Consider the following 16,888-nt stretch of genomic DNA (forward strand, 5'->3'; position numbering starts at 1 on the left):
TTATTTCAAAAGATTCCTCAAATATATTGCCGTCAACTTTTACTTTTGCATCGATTATATCGCCATTCGTAACTCGTGTGAGATCGGGAAAATCTAAGGCGGTATATTCTTCATCGCCGGATGGTCGTGGAGCAATATCTACGGCTCCATCGATGAGAATCTCGTCACTATTGTCGGAAACAGTAAATTCGACGTGGTATTGTTGCTCTCGGTGGTTAACAATAGCAAAATGAAAAGATCCTGAATTTCCCAAAATAGTTGTACAACCAGCTGTCAGGAGGATACTTGCTCCTGCTATTTGTTGGAGGACTTGACGGCGATCCATATGGATATTGTCACACAGTCAATACACTTGTTGTTTTATATTATTCCTATAGATTACAATTAAAACCAAATGCGTATCTGGCTGATAGCCTAATCTACTGTCAATTCTACCGATGCGCCGATTCTACTGGCTCTGCCGGTGGATTGATAAATATCGGTTACTCCTAGACCTCTTTCTGCGATCGGTTTCAGCGACACCGAGGAGTGCTCAGTTTCTTAACCAACATTCGAAGGTGTGTGCGCACTTTGTGTTGGTTAAGACTTGAAGTGTCCCCATTGATCCAACACATCAATAGTCTGTGGGAGACGGCTGCTGGGATCCTCCACGTTCTCCTCGAGTGCCGTGCCTAGTAGGGTTTCCGCACCGTGAACGCCGTCTCGAGTCATATGGAGCGTCTCCTCCTCGCAGTCGTTGCAGTACTGCCGGTCAGTCGCCACCGCCTTCGTATCCGTTTCAGTCAGTGCCAGACCGTAATGAGCGAGACCTGCTTCGGAGAGACTTAGTAGTCAGCCCAGACACATGTAAGCATGGAAGCAAAAGACTACGCGGTTCTATTCGTGCTTGACGTGATTGCAACAGTCGTCGGCATTTTCGCGTATATCGCTGTCGGCGGTTCGTTCTGACAGTATACGTTCCAGTTCCCTTGAACCGAATCAACGGGGCGGATCAAATCGACTACCAATATCGGATACGCTAGCAATGCGGGAATCATCAGTTCAAGACCTCGAGCCCGTGCAATCAGTGTGGCGGCATCCAACTTGACCCACCGTAGAACTCGAGTACCTTTGCGATTCACTGTCGCTGCTACTGGCTATACACGGTAGGCGAAAGCCCGGCAGCGCAACGGCCTCTGGCCGTAAGCAGCCCGGACCGTGGAGGTGGTGGGCGGTGGTGGTGACCGACACACCAGCAAAAAAAGGGGGACGACGACCGGCTACTCCCACCACCGGCTGCGCTCTGGGAACCGGATTTCCGACCACCGGGTGAGGGCGATTGAACATCGACCGTTGTACCAGTTCTTCGCCGCAGCCCTGAACCGGACCAGGTCGCCTTCGCTGACTTTTGTCTGCCGGCTGGCCGTCCAGATGGTGAACTTGGTTCTCCCGCTATCGTCTTCGATCAGCCCGACCTGTTGCTGACTGGGACAGGCGGGCTCCCACAGCTCGATGATACGCCCTTCGACGCTGACCTCGCCACGATCGATCTCCTCGAGTTGCCCGATCGGAACGATCGTTCCGGCTTCGTTCAGCATCTCCTCTTTCGTGTCCAGAACGGCGTCGACCAGCTCAGCACCCTCGAGGATCCGACTGGCAATGCGCTTCGCGATAACGGCCCGTGTGTAACTACTGTCGACGTCGTCCGCCAACCGTTGCGCGTATTGATTGACCTCTGCCAGCGTGTCTCGCTCGAGTTTTGCTCGGGGATCAACCCGTGTGGCCGTCCGCTCGTCGCGGCGCATTGCCTCGACCTTCTGGCGCGTGCGCCACGCCCGGCCATCCTGCTGTCCGAGCTCGGCTTGGGCACTGATTCGCTCGAGTTCCTCCTCTCGAGCCCGAATGCGCTCCTCCTGGGCCAGGGTTGCGCCATGGATCCGACTTCCACTGGTGTTTGCGATCCCGTCCGGGTGGTTCGCATCCACCTTTGCCTGTGTCTCCTGCTCGACCGTTGCCTCGAGCTCCGGCGTCTCGTCGACGACCGGGAAGCGGCCTTCATCGACCGCCTGCTCGCCCGCCTGTTCGAATGCCTGTTCATCGACCGTAACGACCTTGCTACTCGAGTTGTTACTTGACATTGGAACTTCACCAAGTTCCGAAGGCGCTCACGCGCCGCCACCGCGATGCCACTACATCGCGGTTTTCCGACGACTACGACCGACAGTCACATCTGTGCGCTCTCGCTCGCGCCTTCGCGAGCGCCCCACTGGGCGCGAGCGAGAGCGCGCCTGAGTGAGGTGTCCCAACCAGCACCGCGCGCCGACCCGCCCGGAGCGAGCGGCCAGCGGGATATGCCCGCTCGTGTCCGGCCCGGACAGCGGGTCCGTGTCCAGCGCGACTGTCGCCGAGCACCCGCGCCGACATATGGCGCGGGAAGCGCAGGCGGCACAAAGCGCTGGAACGCGAAAGCCCGCGAGGGGCGCAACCGACGGGCTTACCCGCTGGCGTCGAGGGCACATCCATTTTAGCCCGGCAGCCCGCCCGCGACTGCAGGCAGGCAGCCCGGAATGGTCGGTCGCGAAACGGCGAACGAAGTGAGCCGTGCGCGACGCGGAGGGCGGCAGCGGCGAGCGGGGCGTGCCGGTGACTACAACTGACCACCGGCCAAACTGGAGCCGGCCGAACTCTCCACGCGGGTGGGACTGAAAGGGGCTGGCGGGCTCGAGGAACCCCGCCGACGCAAGCATCACAACCTGTGAGGAGCGCAGCGAGGCGCGGGACTCGAGCGTGTCAGGGGCTTTCAGCATGGTATTTCCAGTGCCAGCCAGAAACACAATAACCGACTGACGACTCCCGTGCTCACTGAACGATCGGTACACCACGAGAAAACTGCCCCAGAACTTCGGGACAGAGTCTGGAAACTTGCAGCCGACTGCCTCGTTAGTTACGACATCGAACTACCTGAAGCCGCTGCTGAACTCGAGATTGGCGAGTAGATCACTTCGATATAATCAGAAATGTTGTTCTGTATAGGGAAAACCGGTAACAGAGCGATGACTGATTTATTTGGAAAACAGCAGACATAGCGTGTTGAATACAGGGAGTCTATTCAGCAGAGCAATAACTCTGAGTGTGATTCGCGTGGACTACACCGATTGCATGGAAAGTCGCTTCTCGAACTCTTCTTCCGTCCGCTGTCGAATCTCTCCGGTTACTTCTTCCCGACGGTCGTCGAGATCGAATTCATCAGGACGTTGTGGGATCTGAAGTAACTCTAAGACTTCCAATAGAAGCTCGACCCGGCGCTGCTGCATCCGCTTGACCGTCCAGAATTCATCGAAGTACGACTGAAGGTCTGCATTGATAGCGTCCATGTTCTCGGTGTCATCTTTGACGGCGATAGCTTCTTCAAGCAGTTGGTCAAGCCGGCTACCATCAATCGCCCCAGCGGGCGTGAAGAATGAATTTGGGGCAATACTGGTGAAGTCCTCTCGTTCCCGGTAGTACTCGACAATCTTCCCAGAGAGGGGCTGATTACTTGCGGAGATATTGTCACGGCCTCGAAGGAGTAGGAAGTTTCCGATGTCGTCGATGAACCCCTGCCTCATAAACTCTTTAATACTATCGCGCTGGCGACTCTGGTCATCACTCACTTCGTCGTCAGGCCGTTGGACGAGGTCCAGATACCTCCGTACTCGTTCAGCTATTTTGTGATTGCCGTCGGTATCACCATCAAGTCCGAAGAACACCGGTAGCCATATCGGATCATCAGCGTCATACACCGGTGTCTGCGGAAGAACATGCTCGAGATGTACATCGTCCATGTTCAGCCGGCGGTCGACGATTGTCCCATTTTCTCGGAATTGTTGGTTGGCCATCTTATGGAACAGCGCTTTGACCATATCGTCGTTCCAATCCCGGGCCTCGGTAATGAGGTCGCGGAAGCGGTCACCGAATAGTTCCGTACTTTCTGCCTGTGTACCATCCAGGATCACTTGCTGGGCTGCCTCGTACGGGTCTCGCTCCTCTCTGTTGTCACGTATGTCTTGGAATGTGTGTGTCGCATCAAGGAACAACTCTTGGAAGATATTGGGATCTTCGCCCACGAGGAGCCGACGGAAATTGAGGGTCTCGATGAGTTCGAGGGTCTCGTAGAATCGCTCTCCCCGGTCGGTGCCCTGAGACGCGTGGTCGTACAATTCCAAGACCAGCGGACGCCACTGGTCCATCTGTTGGTCGTTTAACCGCTGGAGAATCTCGTGTGAGGCTTCTCGATGCGATGCGAGCCCCTCGAGATCTTTTGGTTCTAAGGAATCACTGGTGAGGGTATCATAATCATTAGCGAGTGCGTCTACCCGATCAAGGAACGGCTTTGCTTGCTCGGCCGTCCGGAACCTGGGCTTGATGTCACTTTCGAGATTCCGGGTCGCGAACGCGTTGGTCAACTCATCCTCTGCATCACCGATCTGGTCGATTTCCTCTTCAATGATGCTCAGGAAGACTGCGAGGTACTCGATGATGGCGTCACTGTCGGTGCCGAACTGTGTAACTACGTTCTCCCACTTTTCGATGTACTCCTTTTTGACCTCTTTCTCCTCATCGAAGAACGTGTTGACGACCGTCGCACGAATCCGATCGATTTTGGTGAGCTCAAGCCCCCTGTCATTGAGGATCTTGAAAATTTGCATTCGAAAGGCAGGATCAGCTTCGTGGATCTCAAACTCGCCGACGTGGTAGGAATTCTGGAGATAGTTACTAAGGTTGACCAACCCCAGAATCTTGCTGTCGGTATCCTTGGAGTCTTCGACGAACTCACTGACCCGTTGCTTGTGAAACTCGAACGCTTCCAGCAGCTTCCAGTTCGAATAGTAGACTGGTATAAAGCTCGACCGTCGGTCTTCGCTGACGCCCCACTCTTCGACAGCCTCCTCATCGATTCCGAACCGATCGATGAGTGTATCGATTCTAGTTGCTCTCCCCTTTCGTCCATCGATATCGGTATTTCGTTCGTCCGAGGTTAGATATCGGAGCTGGCCCTCATGGCCTTGGATAATTGCGTCGAAAAACGCCTCGTCGTGCTTGTTCAATGAGAGTCGGGGCTGATCTCCCATCTCAACGCCGGCGAAGTGATATAATAATGATTCGATCTGCTGGATCGATCGAGAACGGAGAGTTTCGATGGCATCGTTTTCGATGTCTCCGGACCCCTTCGTTGCTTCGAGTTCTTCTAGGATCGCCCGCAAAAGGAGATGTACCGAGGTGAGTCGCTGTTGTCCATCGATTACTTCGTGTTTAGCACTCCCACTGTCGACGGCAAAATACACCGACCCGAAGAAAACGTCGGATGCTTTCTGATCGTAGCTGTCACGATTGGCGGTTATTAATTCCTCCAAATCAAGCCACAGCTGTTTGTTATGCTTTTTCTCCCATGAGAATAGTCGTTGGTACTCCGGCACGTCGAACTCGCGATTGCTGAGAAGGTCTTGGAGGGTTCGCTTCTCCATCTGGAATCCCTTCTCGGCAATCGGGTCTATAACCTCGGACGCTGCGATGATCCGATCAAGATCAAGATCCTGTACCTCACCATACTGGAAAAATGTATCAAACAAGGATGGTTTGTCACCGGACACAATAGCGCCCATCTCGGAGGAGGGCATTATAATTACTGGCGAGGTGAAATAGCGGTCTCATGATTTAACGAATGTCGAGTTCTGTGTATATAGAACGAGTTGGGTCTTCCCCGCCGCTATTTCTCTCTTCTTAACGAGGGTGTCAACGGTAGTATTCCAATCATGGGTGAGCACCTAGGGCTGCGATACGAACTCTAAGTTTGACATCCTTTGAAGTAATCGATGGCTCATTCGGAAGATATGCATTGAGTGTTCAGCGTGGAGGTCACCGTCTAGTTTAGCACCTCCGCTGGCGTCTGTCCGTTGAGTGATTGGTGTGGTCGCTGTGTGTTATAGTAATGCACGAACTGTTCAAGCCACTCTCTGACGCTCGCCCGACTGCCGACCCACGAGTTATGGAAGCGGTCGATCCGCATTTTGAGGGTGTGAAACCACTTTTCGATGTGGTTTCGATCGACATAGTCGAGGTGACCACTCAATCCTAATCGAGAGAGGGCAGTCAGATAACCAGCTCCATCAACGAGAAACTCAGCCTCGGAGAGATCATGTTTCTCGGTAAGTCCATGCAGAAACGCAGCAGCTGGATCGGTGCCTCGCCGTCCAAAGAGCGCGACGTCAAGAATGAGTTTCGTGTCAAGGTCTATTGCAGCGTACATCCAAGACCGGTTGCCGTTAATCCTGACAGCAGTTTCATCAACCGCGACCCGCGACGGCTTCGCCGTCGGCGGGTCTGGCACGCTGTCAGCTATCCGATGTACCCAGTGCCAGATTGCTTGGTGAGGCCGTTCAACGCCGAGTAAGCGAAGAATTTCTTGTGTCTCTCGAAGCGAACAACCGGTCGCATGGAGCCGGACGGCGAACGCCCTGACGGGCGTCGCCGTTCGCTCGCGCTCCCAAGATTCATCAAATTCCGCCGCGTAGCTCTCGCTGAGCAGGTCTGCGAGCATTGATCCAAACTAACTCTACGACCTGCTCATTCCTCAAACTGCGCTAACTAGACGTTGCCCTCTCGAGGGACTCTCGGAGATCGCGAACACGCTCGATAATGTGGAGGACCTGACGGAAGAGGCCGTCGTCCGGGATCGCGTTCATGAACGGACGATTGAACTGTTGGATGACCAGACGCCGGCAGTTCGTGCTGAGGCGGCCCGCTGCCCCGGTCTCTGGGGGACGACCGAGGACAGACTCGCGGTCAAATCACTGGCGGTTGACCCACAGTCGCAGGTCCGGGACGAAGCCAATCGGGCACTCGAACGACTCGTTGAGTGATCTGAACCGGTCGTCCCTGTCCTCTGTTGGATGAGAAAGGCCGCACATTTGTTCCGCTCTTCCCATATACGGCACGTCGCGCCTCGAGGAATCTCGTCCAGATCGGGGATCAATCCTGCTCGGGGTCACTACCCTCCTATCGATGTGTACGGGCTCAGGAACATTCTCGATCAGTAGGCGGTAGCCGTCTTTACACCACTCGACATGAATACGTCAATGAACTCGCCACTCTATTGATGTGTTCCGCCTGGATCGATCCCACGACATTTTAAAGTGATGTACGGGCCGAGGTGGACGTCAGATCCGTCACGAAGGGCACCGATCCTGCGCACATGTCGTCTGCTGCCAAGACGTTCTGGAGCGAGTGCGAGCGATATCACGACCTCGCGGAAGCGTACGCCCGCAACATCGAACTGGCCCATCCCAATACTGTATCCGGCCGACTGTCCCGCTGTCCATCTGATGACTATTGTTGTGGGTTCTGTGTAACCTCAATCAAGTACTACGAGTACCGGGGAGAGAACGTTTGATCACATCTCACCTTGAAGAAACAGTCGACAACTTTCATCGCTAACGAGTGGAGTTCCCCAATGGGGTCATTCTGGTTCGTGTATTCCGCGGCAGCGACGGCCTCCAGGAAGCTCTACGGACGGACCAGTGCACGGACTGCCTTCAGAAATGGATGGGTTGATTTATCGATTCGGCACTCCGACCCGACTAGAACACGCCGGCGTGTGAACACCGATTGCGTACTCTCCCGTCAGAGATACTTCCCTACTTGAATGTTATGTGGCGAGGTGGGTATCAGTGAGGATGGAGTCCGAGGCGGTCGACGTAGTGATTGCAATGTCGATCAACACCGAACGCGGGGCCGAGGAGAAGGTGGCCGACAACGAACTCCCGGAACAGGTCAAGGAAACGATTGAGACGATCGATCAGGACGGCACCCAGATCACGAAAGCGATCGCTGCCATCGTGGTTCAGGACATGGCCGACACCGATGTGATCAATCAGCTACACGACGAACTCTCGTCGCTCCTACGAGAGCGGAGCCACGAGGTTGACGCCGTGTCCATGCACGAGGTCGCGATGGCACTGTGGTTTGAGCTCCGGTACATCGCGGAGACGATGGACGACAAGGAGGGAGCGGAGACCGGTGCCAGCTCCACGAACGGCGGGGTGGGATCAGAGTCCCCCGATGACGACGACTGGTGTGCCCCCGGTCAAACCGACCCGGACGCAGGAGAACGGGCGTCGCTCCTCGGATTTGATGGCGGCGAGTCGGACGAACCGCCGACCGACCCAGCGTTCCAGTGACATCGGTGCTAGTTCGTTTCGGTTGAACAGTGTACTGCCATCAAACTGACCCCAGTTGTATTGTCACAACATGTGGATTTCCGTAAGAGACGGACGCGATCGGAACATGAACTGTTGCTCCTGCAGGATTCGTTGGAATCAGACCACGATACCAGATCGTCTGACTCGTGTAAGCCTCTTTCAGTTGGATCGTGCCCTCTGGCTGCCGTCTTTCCCGGCAGCACTACGCGCTCCTCCTCGTTGCAGAGCGCGCCCCCTCTGATACGTAACATAAACATTTCGTATCCTGCGGGTGTCACGTCAGGGCCTCTGTACTGTCGCCCGTTCGTCCAAATGCGATGTCCGCTGACCGATACGCGAGCGAACAAGAGCAGAACCCGATCGGTACCGACTTCGAAAGCGACCTCAAGCGCACGGTCAACGTCGTGCGGGCGGGATTCGGGAACCTCGTCGACGAGGACGGGGACCAGAGTGAGGTCTTCGAACGCGTGAACGAGCACGTCTCGGAGATAAACGACTTCCTCGACGATGAGGATGTTCCCGCCGAGGAACAAATCGCTGCGGCCTGGTTCTTCCTCCTCCAGTTCGCCTCCGAGTAACGTCAGGCGACCGGCCCCGCCGGGATCATTTCGTCGTTGCGTGTTCTCGATGGACTCGGCACTATGTGCGACCACCAGTGTGTGAATGATGTTACCGGCTATCGATCGCGATCCGGTGCAGTACTGCTCTGCCAATCCTGAAGGTGCAGATTCAGGTGTGGCTTAGTGAGAGTGACTACCAACGGTCGACCGTTCGTAGACGCCGTTCGGTTCGAGCCGGGTCAAGAGGCGAACCAGCGAAACCTTCGTCGCTGCCGTGAGGATCGGGGCGTCTCGAAGCGTTGCCTCCACGCCCGCTCTCGTCCCCGGCCGATCCATGGCCGCGTCGAGTACGATCTCCTCGTCGGACCGGAGCGCCGCGTTTAGCACGTCTGCGGCACGAGCACGAACTGACACTGGACTGGATGCCGTGCAGCATTCGTCGAGGGCTTTCGCGACGATGGTCTGTCGCTCTCCCGTCGGGATCGCAGCGAACCGGTCGGCAGCGAGTCCGAATCCACGGCGCCGGACGTCACCGGAGGCACTGGCCGTACACTCCACCAGGAGCTCGGCTGCCGCGTCAGCCGCCCCCTCCCAGTCCGACCGGCGTTCGAACACGTCCGCCGCGGCCAGAAGGACCTCTGCCGGTGGATCGTCCAGGTTGAGTAGCCCCGTCGTGGTTTCGACGGTCCGATCGTCGGCGACTCCGAACCGATCGGCGGCAAGCCTGATGGCCATCGACTGGATCACAGGGGCGCCTGTGCGGATGACCCGCTTGAGGAGCGCCATCGCATCGGCATCGTCAACTGGGTGCGCGTTCGACCGGATCGCGACTTCCAGCAGTGCCGTCGTGTGGTCGGGAACCAGCACCGGGAGGAGGTCACCGACGAGGTCGGCGAGGTCTGCTCCCGTCAGTGCCGGCGTATGCTCGTCGGCGACCGTCCGCAGGGCACGCTCGCTGGTCGTCGGGTCCAACTCGGTAGTCAGCGACTCGACGGCCGGACGAATCACCCCGTACGCGACGCTGTCGTCAACCACCGCGGCCGTGACGGCAGCCAATAGCGCCTCGTCGGGCACCGGTGATGACCGGTCTTCGGTGATCGGATCAAGCACGGACCGGGCCTCGTCCCAACCGACGTGTCCCGCGTCGATCGCTGCGGTGACGGCATCGCACGCTGCTGCCCGGGCTGGGCCGTAGTCGATCTCAATCCCGTGCTCGAGCACAGGTCGGGTGGTCGCCCATTCGATCGTTCGATCTTCGAGCAGCGTCTTGACGATAGCCAGCGCGTCCACCGCCGCCTCCGGATTGGTTTCCCCATTCACGGCGCGCTCGACGACGGTCGACAGCAGCGACTCGACGTCCTCGCAGTCGACCCGGCCGGCGTCGAGTAGCTGCTCGAGCGAGCCGACAGCCTCCTGCGTCACGCGGGAGTCGTTGTGGGCGATCGCGTCCTGGTACAGCGGTTGGATCGTTGACCACCCGACGGCGCCGTGATAACAGCCGCCCCCGGCGGCGTACAGCGCACGTGCGACGACGGCATCCGTGTCGTGAGCGAGGCCGTCGGCGATCAGGTCCCACGCGTCGTCCCATGTCAGGTGGTTCTCTTCGAATCCGACCACGAGGGACCGAAGCGCCGGGTCGGCGAGTTCGGGCGAGTCCTCCGCGAGCGCCTGACGAAGGAACGATCTGAGGGCGTCCCAGTCCACCCGGTCGACGAGCCGGCCGGCCGCCTTCGTCGCTGCGATCCGCACCTCTTCGTCTTGATGAGACCGTGCCCGGCGGAGAAATGGGGCAGCGTCGTCCCAGTCGACACCGGTTGACCCGACCGAGGCCTCACAGCAGTCGACAGCCGCGAGGATCGGCGCCGTATCGCCGTCGACGGCCGCACAGGCCTCCAGCAGGGGTTCGATGTCACCCCAGTCAACGGTCCACTCGTGGTTGACCAGCGCATCGTGGAGGACGATCATCGCGTGCTCCCGAATCGCAGGCCGGGTGTCGTCAACGGCCCGATTTAGGAACGCGATCAGGTCGGCAGGCGAGTCCGTCCCCCGGATAATGGCCTGTCCGAACAGGTCGACGGCAGACACGGCTAGTTCGCCCCCGCGATCGATCGCGTCGACGGCGAACGGCCGCACGTCCGCCCAGTCGAAGGCGCCCTTGAAGACGCCGATGCTGACGACCTTGGTGGCCTCGTGGGCGGTCTCTTCGTCCAGTCCCAATGCGAGCACCGGAGCGACGGCCTCCCACTTGGGGGTCGTGTGCACGACGATCGTCCCGAGCGCCTCGAGCACGGCGTCGCTCGAGATGGCGTTGCGCTCACGGATCGCGTCGGCGAACAGCGAGCGTGCCTGTCGAATGTCCACGTGCCCGTTAATAACGGCGTCCCTGACCCCGGCGATGGTTGTCTCGGCGATTGCGGTGGAGCGATCGAGCGCCCGTTCGAGGTCGGGCCGGTAGCGGTCGAACGGGAGTTCGCCGACGGAGATCGCGGCCGCGAGTCCCATGAAGGCGGTGTGCGCCGTACGGTTGTGATCGTGGTCGAGGACCGCCTCGATGAGCGGCGTGACCGCATCCCAGCCGACGGACTCCTTCGCGGCTAGACCGACCGCCACTTCGAGGCCTGTCTCCGTGACCCGTGGAACCGGATCGTCGACGGCTGTTTCGAACCAGTCGGCGACCTCGGACCACTCCGCGTGGCCGGTCGACAGGGCGAGCCGGATTGTGTGAATCGCCTCGCGACGTACGCGGTCGCTGTCGCTCCGGATGGCGGCGTCGAGGAAGCGACGACACGCCGACCACGGTACCGGGTCGTCGTGGTTGCCGATGTCGAACCACTGCGGCGGGTTGTCACTCATCGGGTCGTGCGGCCCCCGGAATAGGAGCCCACCACCGACGGCCCGAACGGCCTCCCGGACGACCGCGTCGTTCGCATGGTCGAGCCCGGCCCAGAGGAGGTGTTCGACCGACTCGACGCTGACCGTCCCGGCCTGAAAGCCGCCTTGGATCGCGACGAACCCGGTCTGGGCAATGTCGTCGGCTGGGTGTCGAACCGCCCGATCGAGGAGATCGACGAGCGGTTCCTCGTCGATCGTGCCGGCCGTCACGGCGTGAAGCAGCGAACCGGTAGCCTGGTGTGCGACATCCTCCGATTCGTGGTATAGGCCGTCCCTGATCAGATGCGTGACACTCCGGAGCCGGAGCCAGCCCTCATGAAGCGCGACGCCGATCAGCGTCAGGACGCGTTCGGCGACGGCTGCAGTCTCGTTCTCGACGCCGCGCTCGAGGAGCGGGAGCACCGTCGCGGGGTCGACTGCTCCGTCTCGGAGCCCGAGGAAGATCGTCCCGGCGGCGACTTCGGCGGAGTCGACAGACGATCGCTCGAGACACTCGGCTAAAAACGACCGGAACGGGGCGATTCCGACAGTCCCGTCTCGGATCAACTCGGCGGCTGCGGCAGCCAGGTAACGTCGCTCGTGATCCGTGGCCGTCGACGGAAGTCGATCGTAGAGCGCCTGGAGCTGCGCCGTGGTCAGCGCGTCCTTGTCCAGCAGGCGGTAGACGAACAGCACCGATGTCTCCGGATCGATATCCGACTCAAGGTCGACGGTCGTCGTCCCGCGGAACAGCGGTTCGACGAGATCGAAAGCGTCCTCCAAGGGGACTCGATCGTCGACGACGGCATCTGCGAGCAGGGCCACGATCGAGGCCAGCGTTTCGTCGTCATCGGACCTCCGGAGCGAGTGCTCCAGCCATCGGCGGGCCGTACTGTCGTTCCAGGAGACATGTCCGGCGCGGAGCAGGTCGGCGACACGAACGGCGAGGGCCCGACGTCCTACCTCCGGGACGCGCTCAAAGACCGCTCGGAAGAACGGCTTCACGGCGGTCCAGTCGGTCTCATCGGTCTCGACCGCGGTGTACGCCGCGTGGACGCCCGCTTCGACGACGGCCGGGGGCTGGCCGAGTAGGTCGTGGAACTGCGGTTCGACGTTCTGCCATTCGATCGCCCCCGCACCGAGACAGCGTGCGATACCGATGACCGCGCCGTGCCGGACAACCGGGATCGGGCTGGCGAGTCCCCGGCGCAGCAGCGGTGCGACGGCATCCGGGTCGCAGTCCCCGGCAGCGACCGCGTCGCCGAGCAACTCGAGGTCGAAGGCTGTCTCGACCGGTCGGTCACCACGGGAGGCGAGACGTTCGGTCGGATCCTCGTCGAGGAGGCGCTCCAACTTGCGGACCGTGGTGACCTGCTCAAACGAGACGTCGAGGGATTGGATCGCTGCAGCGAGTGCGATGAACGCGGTCCGTCGGACGCGATACGCCGGATCGTCGAACGCGTGCTGCAGGTGATCGACGACATCGGCCCAGGGCCACTCGACGGACGATTCGTACGCGACCAACACCGTCCGAACGACGGCACAACGCACGCCCGTGTCCTCGTTGTCGGCAGCCGTCTCGAGGAGCGTAGCGAATCGCTCGCGCTCGGCGCGGGTGACCTCGTCGGGAACCGAACGGAACCTGTCACCGATCGCCCAGATGGCCGCGACGCGCTGGGCGGTCTCCTCGGCGTCGTGATAGGCGTCCGTGATTGCCACTACCGGATCGTCTGCGGCCACCAAAGCCTCGACTTGCCGGTCGAGCCAGCGGCGTTTCTCGTCGTCGTTCCAGTCGTCTGGGGGACCTGGGTGGTCTCCGGTATCGTGCCGTCGATCTCGATCGCCGTTATCCTGGGAGGCAGTATCTACCGGATCCGACTCGCCGACCGGCCCGTCGCGCTGGTTCTCCGTCGACTCCACGCCCGCCGGTTCCTCCCGTCGATTCCCTAGAGGTAGCCGGTGCCTTACGTCGGCCGGCTCATCCGTCTGGTCAGCGGACTCGGGGACCAGACTCCGGTCCGTCTGGTGGCGCAATTCGTCGGTGTAGGTCGTCTCGATGTCTAGCGCTAGGGAGTACGTCTCTCGATCGGAGAGCCCGTATATCTCCATCGCGGTCGAGATCACGGTGGCGAGGTGTTCCCTGGGATCGGTCACGTGGCGATCGAGGATCGTCTCGCGAAGCTCCGTCGACGGTTCGAGGCCATCGAGGTACGTCTCCACGGCCCGAAGCGTTCGTAGGCGGACGGCCCTCTCCGGATCGGTGATTAGATGTCCCAGCGTGAACAGGGCGATGTTGCGAGCTTGGTCGGTCTTGACGTCGCCGAGCGCGTGGCCGGTGGAATGGGCGACTGCCGCGCGACGAGCGGGGTGGTCTGCGGTCGCGAACTCCCCGAGGCACGTTCTCGCGATCGATCGGACACGATCGGCTCCATCCAGCGCACGGACGGCGGCGACGGCTTTCGCCTGGAGGTGCTGCCGGTCCTGTCTCTCGAGACCGGACGGTCCGTCGGCGTTCACGGCCTCGTCGGCCGTCGAGGCATCTCCCGTTCCGCCAGTCGTTCCTGTCCGGTCTTCCTGCGAATCGGACATCGATCGGCCGATCGCGATCGCCGATGCATCGTAGGGGCCTCCGTCGGAGAAGATGTCGCTCTCGCCGGGCGTGGACACGTCGTCGACGAGCGACGACAGGGGCGCACGGCGCTGCCGGCTGTTGATGGACTCTTCGGCCTGCGCGATCGGGTCCGGCGACTCGGTGCGAGCGGCGGCGACGGGATCCGTTCCCTGGAGCACGGCCACGAGGCCAAGTGGCGGATTGTCGGCCGCGAGCGCGTGTCCGAGTGCCCCGACAGCGACGGTCCGAACTGCCGGCTCGTCGGCCGCGAGTGCGCGGCACATGAGCCGATTCAGGTCGTCGGCCCCTGGATGGGCTCGGTACGCCCTGCCCAGGAGTTCGACCGCGTGGGCGGTGGCTCGGGTCGCCGCCTTGAGCGACCGGTTGATCAGCGGCACGTAGTGGTCGGCGACGGTCGACGTGTCGACGAAGGCCGCGAGATCGCCGAGCAACTCGAACATGCGGATGCGGGGCTCCACTGCGAGGTGACGATCGAGGGAGACGAGCACGCTCACGTGGGCGTCCGTGGCGAGTTCGCTCGGTGCCCGCTCGGCCACGGCCTCGAGCGCCGCGAGGGCAGCGTCCCGGACATCTTCCGGGCCTGTGCTCTTGACGCCGGCTGCGATCCGCTGTTTCTCCCCGGCCTGGCTAGCAGACGCCAGCGCTTCGAGCACGAACGGGAGTCGATCGACGCCCTCGACCGGCTCCCGCTCGATGGCCGTCAGCGCCGCTACGAGCGCTTCGTCGTACTGGGTCTCCACCTCGCTATCCGGTATCTTCATGGCCTCGTCTTCGTCTCCGCCGCCGTAGTCGGTAAGTGACTGCAGTTCGTCCCATCGTAGGTTAAACGTACTGGAGGCGGAACGACCAGGCGTGCCCGCCGAAGGCGGCGTCTCGGGAGAAGCAGATCGGTCCCAGTGGGAGTGACGTTGCCCCGATCCCGTACGTCCGACTTTATATCAGTGCAGGAGACCGGACTCGTATGTCACGAGCACTGCGCCGTGAACTCCGCTCGATAGACGACCAGTTCTCTGAGCGCGACGGCGACGAGTTCGAGCCCGAGGAACTGGACGTGATCGTCGAGGGGATGGAGGCCTCGGAGCCCCGGACCCGAAGTTCGGCAGTTCGGCTCTTGGACACCACGGATGTCGACGCCACGACGCTCCCGATGGACCATCTCCAGCCGGTCCTGGTCGACCTCATTAAGCAGGGCATCGACGCTGATGATCGGCGTATCAAGCGCACGGCCGAGCGGGCCGCGCGAGTCCTGGCGAAGTACGGGCTGACCGATCCCGAGGCGATCGCTGACCTCACGCACCTTGGCGAGTCGATGCTTGCGGTATCCGATCCGCAGCTCCGGACCGGCGGCTCCGCGCTGCTCGGCCCGGTACTGATGGCCGACGACTACGAGCCCGGGGTGGACGAGGTCGACGCCATGACCCACCACGTCGTGATGACCGTACAACTCGTCGACGGGTTCAGGCAACAGATCGACCTGATCGTGCCGGCGCTGGTCGCGCTCGCGAACTTACCGGACGACCTTCTCGACCGCGTCCCGCCACAGCTCGACAGCGTGGATCTGACGCCGTTTCTGACGGCTTCCTACGGAAAGAGCCGGCGAGGCGTCGCGAGGCTCCTGCAGACGCTCGCGCCCACTGCCCCCGAGTTCGTAAAGAAGTATGTCCCCGACCTCACGACGCGGCTGGACGACGACGAACCGTTCGTCTCCGAGGCCGCCTCGATCGCTCTGACCACCCTCGCCGACCGGATCGGTCGTGCGGCGCTGGAGCCGGCGCTGATCTCGCTCCCCGACGTTCTCGAGGGCGACGACCAGGCCCGACGATCGGCGCTCCGCGTGGTCGCGGCGATGGCGGACACCGACCCCGGGATGCTCAAGCGCGTCCCCGTAGAGCGGATCGAGGCGATCGGTCGGGACCTCGATCCCGGGTCGGCCAGTCGGGAGCGGGCGTGGGCGATTCGAACACTGGGTGCGCACGCTGCCGAGGCCGGCGCGACCGGTGTCGTCGAACTGACGGTCGAACTCGCCTACGGCACCGTCGACGGCGCACCTGTCGACGACGCCATCGTGGCGATCACGCCGCTCCAGCGTGGCCTGCGGGACGCGGTCCTGGCAGCCCCCGCGACGGCGGCCTGTTCGGTCCCTGCCGACGCCGACTGGCCGCCAGCGGCCGATCTCGGTCCGGAACTCCCGCTTGGCCGCTTGAACAACACGATCGCCAACCTCGATCCGAACGGAACCAGGGCAGAGCTCGCCGAGGCAGTGTCCGAGGGCGACTCAGCGGACGGCCCCGGGGTAGACTCGGCGCTGCTGGGTTACTGGATCACCGGCTACGCCGTCCGCGGGGCGTTCCAGACCGAGCCGACGGTCCTCGACAACGTCGCGTCCATCGTCACGGACGGGGAGCAGCCTCTCCCCAGACGGCGACTACTCGCGGGCGCACTAACCGTCGTCCAGGTGCTTGAGGACCTCGACGAGTCGGCCAGCGATCGACTGGCATCTGTCGGGATGGCCCTCGAAGACGCGTCGGACGATTCGCTCGACCTGCTCGGACGGGCCCTGCGCGCGGAGGACGATTGATGTGATCGGGATCCGTATCCGCAGCCGATCC

9 protein-coding genes are annotated in these 16,888 nt (G+C 61.1%); 4 read left to right on the forward strand and 5 right to left on the reverse strand.

What is annotated here, in order from left to right:
* From ATJ93_RS23340 to ATJ93_RS22530, 4 genes are all read right to left on the reverse strand, one after another.
* On the reverse strand, positions 1 to 325 hold a 325-nt coding region (locus ATJ93_RS23340; RefSeq protein WP_147376686.1), incomplete at its 3' end, for a hypothetical protein.
* Between the two features lie 934 nt (positions 326 to 1,259).
* Positions 1,260 to 2,117, reverse strand: a complete 858-nt coding sequence (locus tag ATJ93_RS22510) for a DNA-binding protein (protein ID WP_120246903.1) — start codon at positions 2,115 to 2,117, stop codon at positions 1,260 to 1,262.
* 1,008 nt (positions 2,118 to 3,125) lie between these two features.
* Positions 3,126 to 5,636 carry a DUF262 domain-containing protein gene (locus tag ATJ93_RS22525; protein ID WP_120246905.1) on the reverse strand — a complete coding sequence of 837 codons (2,511 nt, stop codon included), beginning with the start codon at positions 5,634 to 5,636 and terminating at the stop codon, positions 3,126 to 3,128.
* A 245-nt stretch (positions 5,637 to 5,881) separates the two neighbouring features.
* Positions 5,882 to 6,556, reverse strand: coding sequence for an IS6 family transposase (locus ATJ93_RS22530; RefSeq protein ID WP_120246906.1), 675 nt, complete (start codon positions 6,554 to 6,556; stop codon positions 5,882 to 5,884).
* Positions 6,557 to 6,656: 100 nt separating this feature from the next.
* Between ATJ93_RS22530 and ATJ93_RS22535 the strand changes: the two genes are divergently transcribed.
* The 3 genes from ATJ93_RS22535 (at position 6,657) to ATJ93_RS22545 (ending at position 8,794) form a co-directional block, all read left to right on the forward strand.
* A complete protein-coding gene (locus ATJ93_RS22535) occupies positions 6,657 to 6,878 on the forward strand; it encodes a hypothetical protein (protein ID WP_120246907.1) in 222 nt (73 codons plus the stop codon).
* A gap of 807 nt (positions 6,879 to 7,685) precedes the next feature.
* Complete coding sequence (locus ATJ93_RS22540; RefSeq protein ID WP_147376687.1) at positions 7,686 to 8,195, forward strand: hypothetical protein; 510 nt, start codon at positions 7,686 to 7,688, stop codon at positions 8,193 to 8,195.
* 338 nt (positions 8,196 to 8,533) lie between these two features.
* The gene (locus ATJ93_RS22545; protein WP_120246909.1) at positions 8,534 to 8,794 is read left to right on the forward strand and encodes a hypothetical protein; all 261 of its coding nucleotides are present in this window, start codon (positions 8,534 to 8,536) and stop codon (positions 8,792 to 8,794) included.
* Positions 8,795 to 8,956: 162 nt separating this feature from the next.
* On the opposite strand, the gene ATJ93_RS22550 is transcribed toward ATJ93_RS22545, so the two are convergent.
* On the reverse strand, positions 8,957 to 15,040 hold the full coding sequence (locus ATJ93_RS22550; protein ID WP_120246910.1) for a hypothetical protein: 6,084 nt from the start codon (positions 15,038 to 15,040) through the stop codon (positions 8,957 to 8,959).
* Between the two features lie 200 nt (positions 15,041 to 15,240).
* Here ATJ93_RS22550 and ATJ93_RS22555 point away from each other — a divergent pair, with 200 nt between their 5' ends.
* A complete protein-coding gene (locus tag ATJ93_RS22555; RefSeq protein WP_120246911.1) occupies positions 15,241 to 16,857 on the forward strand; it encodes a hypothetical protein in 1,617 nt (538 codons plus the stop codon).
* Positions 16,858 to 16,888: the final 31 nt, after the last annotated feature.

This window comes from Halopiger aswanensis, assembly GCF_003610195.1.
GTDB lineage: Archaea > Halobacteriota > Halobacteria > Halobacteriales > Natrialbaceae > Halopiger > Halopiger aswanensis.